This is a genomic window from Streptomyces coryli, assembly GCF_011044975.1.
GTDB classification, from domain to species: domain Bacteria; phylum Actinomycetota; class Actinomycetes; order Streptomycetales; family Streptomycetaceae; genus Streptomyces; species Streptomyces coryli.
Map to the genome: position 1 here is coordinate 1 of NZ_JAAKZV010000324.1, position 7,554 is coordinate 7,554.

The 7,554-nt window shown below is 72.4% G+C and carries 7 protein-coding genes; 3 read left to right on the top strand and 4 right to left on the bottom strand.

Annotated elements, in window-relative coordinates; all coding sequences use genetic code 11:
• Together G5C51_RS37965 and G5C51_RS37970 are read right to left on the bottom strand one after the other, a co-directional pair.
• A partial coding sequence (locus G5C51_RS37965) for a response regulator (protein ID WP_165244790.1) occupies window positions 1-788 on the bottom strand: 788 nt, incomplete at its 3' end.
• A complete protein-coding gene (locus G5C51_RS37970; RefSeq protein WP_338118456.1) occupies window positions 755-2,008 on the bottom strand; it encodes a sensor histidine kinase in 1,254 nt (417 codons plus the stop codon). The genes G5C51_RS37965 and G5C51_RS37970, both read right to left, overlap by 34 nt.
• 167 nt (window positions 2,009-2,175) lie before the next feature.
• Here G5C51_RS37970 and G5C51_RS37975 point away from each other — a divergent pair, with 167 nt between their 5' ends.
• From G5C51_RS37975 to G5C51_RS37985, 3 genes are read left to right on the top strand one after another with little or no spacing between them, the layout of a single operon-like run.
• On the top strand, window positions 2,176-3,159 hold the full coding sequence (locus G5C51_RS37975; RefSeq protein ID WP_165244794.1) for an ABC transporter ATP-binding protein: 984 nt from the start codon (window positions 2,176-2,178) through the stop codon (window positions 3,157-3,159).
• On the top strand, window positions 3,159-4,766 hold the full coding sequence (locus G5C51_RS37980) for an ABC transporter permease (protein WP_240930203.1): 1,608 nt from the start codon (window positions 3,159-3,161) through the stop codon (window positions 4,764-4,766). The genes G5C51_RS37975 and G5C51_RS37980 overlap by 1 nt, the downstream gene beginning before the upstream one ends.
• The gene (locus G5C51_RS37985) at window positions 4,763-5,635 is read left to right on the top strand and encodes an ABC transporter permease subunit (RefSeq protein WP_165244796.1); all 873 of its coding nucleotides are present in this window, start codon (window positions 4,763-4,765) and stop codon (window positions 5,633-5,635) included. The genes G5C51_RS37980 and G5C51_RS37985 overlap by 4 nt, the downstream gene beginning before the upstream one ends.
• On the opposite strand, the gene G5C51_RS37990 is transcribed toward G5C51_RS37985, so the two are convergent.
• A complete protein-coding gene (locus tag G5C51_RS37990) occupies window positions 5,636-6,736 on the bottom strand; it encodes an amidinotransferase (RefSeq protein WP_165244798.1) in 1,101 nt (366 codons plus the stop codon).
• A 27-nt stretch (window positions 6,737-6,763) separates the two neighbouring features.
• Complete coding sequence (locus tag G5C51_RS37995) at window positions 6,764-7,507, bottom strand: uracil-DNA glycosylase (RefSeq protein WP_165244800.1); 744 nt, start codon at window positions 7,505-7,507, stop codon at window positions 6,764-6,766.
• Between the last annotated feature and the right edge of the window lie 47 nt (window positions 7,508-7,554).

Consider the following 7,554-nt stretch of genomic DNA (forward strand, 5'->3'; position numbering starts at 1 on the left):
CCTCCCGCTCCCACCCCGCCTCCCGGCACCACCAGGCCCGACTCGTACGCCGCCACCACCGCCTGGGTCCGGTCCCGCAGTCCGAGCTTCGCGAGGATCCGGCTGATGTGCGTCTTCACCGTCTCCTCGCTCACATACAGCCGATCGGCGATCTCGGGGTTGGACAGCCCCTGCGCCACCTGCTTGATGACCTCCGTCTCGCGCGCGGTCAGCGCGGGCAGGCCGGCGGCCGTCTGCCGCGCCAACGCCCCGCGCCGCTGCCTCGCGAACTCGGCAATCAACCGCTGCGTCACCGTCGGCGCCAGCAGCGCCTGCCCCGCCGCCACGACCCGTACCGCCTCGAAGAGCTTCTCCGCCGTGACGTCCTTCAGCAGGAAGCCACTCGCGCCCGCGGCGAGCGCGTCGTAGACATGCTCGTCCAGATCGAAGGTGGTGAGGATGAGGATCCGCGGGCCAGCACCGCCGCCCTCGCCCTCACCGTCGCCCCCGCCATCACCGCCGTCACCGCCGTCGGCACCGTCAACGTCACCGGCCGCCAACTCCGCCGTAGCCGCGATGCCGTCCATCTCCGGCATCCGCACATCCATCAGCACCACGTCCGGCCGCTGCTCCGCACACACCCGCAGCGCCTCGGCGCCGTCACACGCCACCCCCACCACCGTGAAGTCCGGCTGGGTATCGAGCAGTCCGGCGAAGCCGGCGCGCACCACCTCGTGGTCGTCGGCGATGACGATACGGACGGGCTCCGTGCCACTCACGCGACCGCCTCCTGGCTCACCGGAAGCCATGCCTCGACCAGAAACCCGCCCCCGGTAGCCGGGCCGGTGTGCAGCCGGCCGCCGACGGTGAGCGCCCGCTCCTGCATACCGAGCACCCCATGCCCGGGTTCCGACACGGTGCTGCCAGACCTGGCCTCGGCCGCTCGTCCGGGCCCGGACCCGGACGCGGACCCGGCCCCGAGCCCGGACCCGGGGACGGTGCCGGGCGGCCCCGGGCCGTTGTCGCGGATCCGCAGCTGCAAGGTCTCGTCCGTGTAGTGCAGTTCCACGTCCACCGCCGCGCCTGGGGCGTGTCTGCGCGCGTTGGTGAGCGCCTCCTGAACGATGCGATACGCCGTGAGCTCAATACCGGGGTCGAGCGGTCTGACCCGGCCGCTGACGATCAGCCGGGTGCGGGCGCCGGTGGCGTCGCGGGCCTCGTCGAGCAGCTCGTTGAGCTGGGTGAGGCCCGGCTGGGGTTTGCGCTGGGGCGCGATGGTGCCGGAGTCCTCGCGCAGGACGCCCAGCAGCCGGCGCATTTCGGTGAGCGCGGATCTGGCGGTGTCGCCGATGCCGAGGAGCCGCTTGGCGCCGGCATCCGGCATGCCGGGGGTGGTGAGCCTGGCGGTCTCGGCCTGCACGGCGATCATCGAGATGTGGTGGGCGACGACGTCGTGCAACTCCCGGGCGATCTTGGCCCGTTCGCCGCGGGCCGCATGCTCCATCAGCGACTCCGCCACCACCCGCTCCGTGGCGGTGAGGGCCATTGCGTCCGTACGGGCCCGGCGGGCGCTGCCGTGGGCGGCGAGGGCGGCGCCCGCCACCGCGAGCAGCACGGCATACGCCCGGCTCGCTTCGGTCGGTCCCGCCAGCGCCACGACGAGATACGGCAGCACCAGCAGCGGCGACAGCAGCCGCGAGCGGCGCCGGCCCAGCTCGTACAGCACCAGCAGCTGCGCTACGACACCGGCGACCGTGAGCACCGGGGGCTCCTGGAGGGACAGCACGCCCGCGGTGGTGACGGTCAGGGCCGCGATGGCGAGATTGGCGCGCAGCAGCGCCACCGGCAGCGTGGTGCCCAGGCGCAGCAACACGGCATAGGCAAAGGGGTAGTCCGCGCCTCCGCTGCGGGGGAGGCCCTCGGCCATCGCGGCGAGCGCGAGCAGCGCCGCGCCGACCGCCGGCCCCTCGGGGCGAGCGGCCAGCCGGCGGAGGACCGCCAGCGGTCGGAAGCTGCGCTGCTCGTTCACGCGGCCATTCTTGCGGGCCGGGGCCGTCCGGCGCGTCCCCCAGGTCAGCAGTCCGTGGGTAGCTCGTACGAGGGATGCCTGCACGGGCTCGTAGCTCCTGCCAGGGGTGCCCAAGACGGCTCCGCAGCGTGACGACCCGGGCATGCCCGGCTGCCTAATCTCGCCGCATGGACGCAACCATCGAAGTGCGCGGACTGCGCAAGCAGTTCGGACAGACCGTGGCGGTGGACGGACTGACGTTCACCGTGGAGCCGGGGCAGGTCACCGGCTTCGTGGGGCCCAATGGGGCGGGCAAGTCCACGACCATGCGCGCCGTCCTGGGCCTTGAGGCCCCGGACGCGGGCGAGACGCTGATCGGCGGCCGCCGCTATGCCGAGCTGCGCACACCACTGCATGAGGTGGGTGCGCTGCTGGACGCCTCCGCGCTGCACCCCGGGCGCCGCGGCCGGGACCATCTGCTGTGGCTGGCGCATTCGCATGGCATTCCGCGGCGCCGGGTCGACGCGGTGATCGAGCAGGTCGGTCTGGGTTCCGCCGCCCGGCGCCGGGCGGGCGGCTATTCGCTGGGCATGCAGCAGCGGCTGGGCATCGCCGCGGCGCTGCTCGGCGATCCACCGGTGCTGATGTTCGACGAGCCGGTCAACGGGCTTGATACGGACGGGATCCGCTGGATCCGCGGCTTTCTGCGTGCGCTGGCCCGCGAGGGCCGGGCGGTGCTGGTCTCCAGCCATCTCATGAGCGAGCTCGAGGACAGCGCCGACCATCTGGTGGTGATCGGCCGCGGCCGGCTGGTCGCCGACACCAGCGTGGCCCGGCTGCTGGCGACCGCCTCGGGCGACCGGGTCGCGCTGCGCACCTCGGCCCGCACCCAGTCGATGTCGCTGCTGGCGAAGGAGGGCGCGAAGGTCGCGGCGGACGGCCGGGATTCGCTGACGGTGACGGGTCTGCCCGCCGAGCGGATCACGGCGCTGCTGGGCGCGGCCGGCATCCCGTTCTCGGAGGTGCGGGCCCATCGGGCGACGCTCGAGGAGGCCTATATGGAGTTGACCCGGGATGCGGTGGAGTTCCAGGCGGTCGCCGCCGCGGAGCCTGACGCCGAGCCCGCCGCGGCACCCGCGGCACCCTCGTCACCCGCGGCCGAGGAGGCGTGATGGCGATCGACATGACCTCCCGGGCACCGGCGTACCGCTCGAGCCTGCCCCCGGGGCGGGACGGCTTCTTCCAGCTGGTGCGGGCGGAGTTCACCAAGCTCCGCTCGGTGCGCCGCTGGCTGATCGTGCTGGCCGCGGCCGGCGTCGTATCCATCGCGCTGTCGCTGCTGGCGTCCAATTCGGGCCCGGGCAACAACCAGGCGGACGCCGCACTGACCGGCCCGGGCGGCGGCGCGGTGACCGACCGCTTCCGGTACGTGCATCAGCCGCTGACCGGCGACGGCGAGATCATCGCCCGTGTGGTGTCACTGAAAGGGAAGGGCCCCACCGGCCCGGACGATGGCCCCGCCACAGTGAGCTGGGCGAAGGCCGGCGTCCTGATCAAGGATGACACCAAGCCGGGCTCCCCCTATGCGGCGTTGATGGCCACGCACGGGCACGGCGTCCGGCTGCAGTGGGACTTCACCGAGGACCAGGCCGGCAGCGGCTCCGCCGCGGCCGGGCGGTGGCTGAAGCTGGTCCGCAAGGGCTCGACCCTGACCGGCTATGAATCGGCCGACGGCACATCCTGGCAGCGGGTCGGCGAGGCGAAGGTGACCGGCCTGCCGCGCACGGCGCAGATCGGCCTGTTCGTCGCCTCACCCGACCGCTATTCGCTGAACCGGGCCTTCGGCACCGTCTCCGAGGGCACGGGCCCGAGCCTGGCCACCGGCGTCTTCGACCAGGTCAAGCTCAACGGGTCGACGCCGCCCGACAGCAGCTGGTCGGGCAGGCTCGTCGGCCAACTGCCCACGCCTCCGGCTCCGGTCGGGCAGGACGAACGGAAGGAAGGTGATGAGCAGGCCGCCGAGCAGCAGATGAAGGACCTCGAGGGCAGCGACAGCCGCTCCGGCGGCCGTATCACCGTCACCGGCTCCGGCGATATCGCACCCGACACGTTCGGCGGCGGGGACAACCTCGGGCAGAGCCTGGCCGGTTCCTGGGTGGCGCTGATGGCGTTCGCCGCGCTGGGGGCGCTCTTCGTCACCAGCGAGTACAAGCGGGGGATGATCCGCACCACGCTGACGGCCAGCCCGCGCCGCGGCCGGGTGCTGCTGGCCAAGGCGCTGGTGATCGGCGGCGTCTCGTTCGCGGTCGCGCTGCCGGCCACCGCCGCCGGCTTCTCCTGGGCGCAGGCACGGATGCGCGACAGCGGCTGGGTGCCGCCGGTGTATCAGCACTTCTCGCTCAACGAAGGTGCCGGCCTGCGGGCGGTGCTGGGCACCGCTGCCCTGCTGGCGCTGGTCGCCGTGCTGGCGATGGCGGCGGGTGCGCTGCTGCGGCGCAGCGCGGGCGCCGTCACCGGAGTCATCGTGCTGATGCTGCTCCCGCTGATCCTCGGCAGCGCGCTGCCGCTGGACCTGATCCAGTGGATCTTCCGGCTGACCCCGGCGGCCGCGTTCTCCGTCCAGCAGGGCACGCCGCACTACGAACAGCTGGAACGCCCCTGCATGCCGGAGAACTCCTGCTACCCGCTGCCCACTTACGGCGGCTTGGGGGTGCTGGCGGCATGGACGGCGATAGTCCTGGCATTGGCGGTCTGGCGACTACGGAGGAAGGACGCATGACGGCGCAAGCGTTCGGGCGCCCGGCTTCCTCGGTGCCCCCGGCTCCCGGCGGCGGACCGACGTGGACGACCACCGCGGCACGCCTGCTGCACGCGGAGTGGACCAAGCTCCGTACGGTCCCGAGCACCTGGTGGCTGCTCGGGACGGCGGTGGCGCTGATGGCGGCGGTGGGCGCGGGTTCGGTGTCGGCGGTGTCCACGGATCAGTGCGCCTCTGCCGCCGCCTGCCAGGAGGACACGGTCAAGCTCAGCCTCACCGGGATCTGGCTGGGCATGGCGGTGGCCGCGGTGCTCGGCGCGCTCGCGCTGAGCGGCGAGTTCGGTACGGGCACCATCCGCGCCACCTTCACCGCGACGCCGCGCCGGTGGCGGGTGCTCGCGGCCAAGGCGGCGGTGCTGTCGGGCGTGATGGCGGCCGTGGGCGCCGCCGCGGTGTCGGCATCCCTGCTGATCGGACGGCTGGTGCTGCCCGGGAACGGCTTCACCGCGGAGGCCGGCTATCCACCTCCCTCACTGGGCGACGGCCCCACGCTGCGGGCCGCGGCGGGCACCGTCCTGGTGCTGGTCCTGGTCGCCCTGCTCGGCCTCGGCCTTGCCGCTCTGCTCCGGGACACGGCAGGCACGCTGACGGCGACACTGGGCCTGCTCTACCTGGCCCCGATCTTCAAGACGCTGATATCCGACGAGCGCTGGGCGCACCGCCTTGAGCGCTGGGCGCCCATGCCCGCCGGCCTCTCCATCCAGTCCACCAGGGACCTGGACCGGCTGGCCATCGCGCCATGGCCGGGCCTGGGCGTCCTGGCGGCCTACGCGGCCGGGGCACTGCTGCTGGGCGCGCTGGCCCTGCGGATACGGGACGCGGCGGACTGATCAGTCGAAGTACGACTCCAGCGTCCCGCGGCGCCGGACGTCGAGGGTCGCGCAGTGGAAGGACCCGCCGAAGGGCGCGTAGTGCAGCAGGTCGCAGGGGATCGGCTCGAAGCCCCACTCCTCGAGCGCACGCAGCATCCCGGTGTGGTGGCGCTCGGCGATCACCCGCTTCTCGTCGAGCATGAGGACGTTCAGGCTGAGCCATTTCCCGCACATGGAGGTGACCTTGAGCAGGTTCTCGTCGATCGGATCCGGCTCGGGCGCGACAAGGACGTCCCAGGAGTCCAGCACCTCCGGCAGCCGGTCGACGTCGATGTATTCGGGATTCACCAGCACCTTGCCGGGTGCGAGCAGCAGGAAGGTCGTGTCGATGTGCATAGGTGTGCGGCAGCGGCTCTCGATCTCGTGGATGCGGTAGCCGGGGCCGAGATGGCGGCGCAGCCATTCGATCCCCATCCGGTTCGTGACGTTGCTGCGCTGCACGAACAGGTCCCGGCCGGCCCGTACGAAATCCGCCGCGTCGAAGACCGGCTCGAACTCGGTGAGGACGTAGCGCATCGGCTCGTCCTCGTCCGGCACCCGGAAATCGTCCACGAACAGCTCGTCCGTGAGCTGCGGCCGGGGCGCCGCCGTCCAGCGTGCGCCGCGGCGGAAGTAGTCCTTGAGGATCGGCCGGTACGTGTGGGTCTCGAAGTAGCGGCACGGCCAGGCCATCGGGGTCTCGATGATCTCGTCGCCGATCACCAGCAGGCTGTCCCGCGGGCAGCTGTTGCAGAAGCCGCGCGAGGTCCAGTCGGGGGTGCCGAATTCCTTCGCGTGGTCGACCGGCTCCGGGCGGGTGACCGTGACGCCGAGGGAGCTCAGCAGGTCGGTGAACTTGTCGAGCTCCTCCTGCGCCGGCTCGACCAGCCTCCGCGGATAGTGATGGCCGGCGGCGAGGCCTTGGAGCCGGGCCGCCCAGGGCGGAATGTTGCAGGTCACGACCGGGTGGCTGGACGGGATCGTGGCGCCTTCGAGGCGGCCGACGACGACCTCTTCCAGGGGATCCCATTCGTTGTGGGACCCGACCGGCGACCGGTGTCTTTCCGCTGCTGCCTCCATGCGCACCCGCTTTCGATCGCTTTTACGCTACTCACGGAGGAGTCCGGCAGCGGCTTTGGCTCGCCCGAATACGTCCTCCACCATCGCGGGAGTGAGCCGGCCGGTGAAGGTGTTCTGCTGGCTGACGTGGTAGCAGCCGAAGAGGTGCAACTCGCCGGGTTCCTCCCGGTGCTTGAGTGCCACATCCACGCCGTGTCCGAACATCGGCCGCGGCCGCGGCACATCCCACCCCGCGGCCTCCAGCACCGGCAGCAACGCCTGCCACCCGAAGCCCCCGAGCACCACGACGGCGCGCAGCGTGGGGCGCAGGAGACGCAGCTCCTGCGCCAGCCAGGGGCGGCAGGTGTCGCGCTCGGCGGGAGTGGGCTTATTGGCGGGCGGGGCGCAGTGCACCGGGGAGGTGACGCGGACGCCATGCAGGGTGAGGCCGTCGTCGATGTGGGTGGCGGTCGGCTGGTTCGCCAGGCCGACGGCGTGCAGGGCGGCGTAGAGGAAGTCGCCGGAGCGGTCGCCGGTGAACATCCGCCCCGTGCGATTCGCGCCATGCGCGGCCGGGGCGAGGCCGACGACGGCGATGGCGGCGTCGGTGGGGCCGAAGCCGGGGACGGGGCGGCCCCAGTAGTCCCAGTCCGCGAAGGCGCGGCGCTTGGTGGCGGCGACCTCTTCGCGCCATTCGACGAGGCGGGGGCAGGCGCGGCAGTGGGTGAGGTGGTCGTCGAGCTCGGCGATGGTGCGGGTGCGCGGGGCGATGTGGGCTGGGTCGGTGGTCATGCGGCTCCTGCGGGGCGGTTGCTCGGCTTTTCGGGCCTGTTCCCACC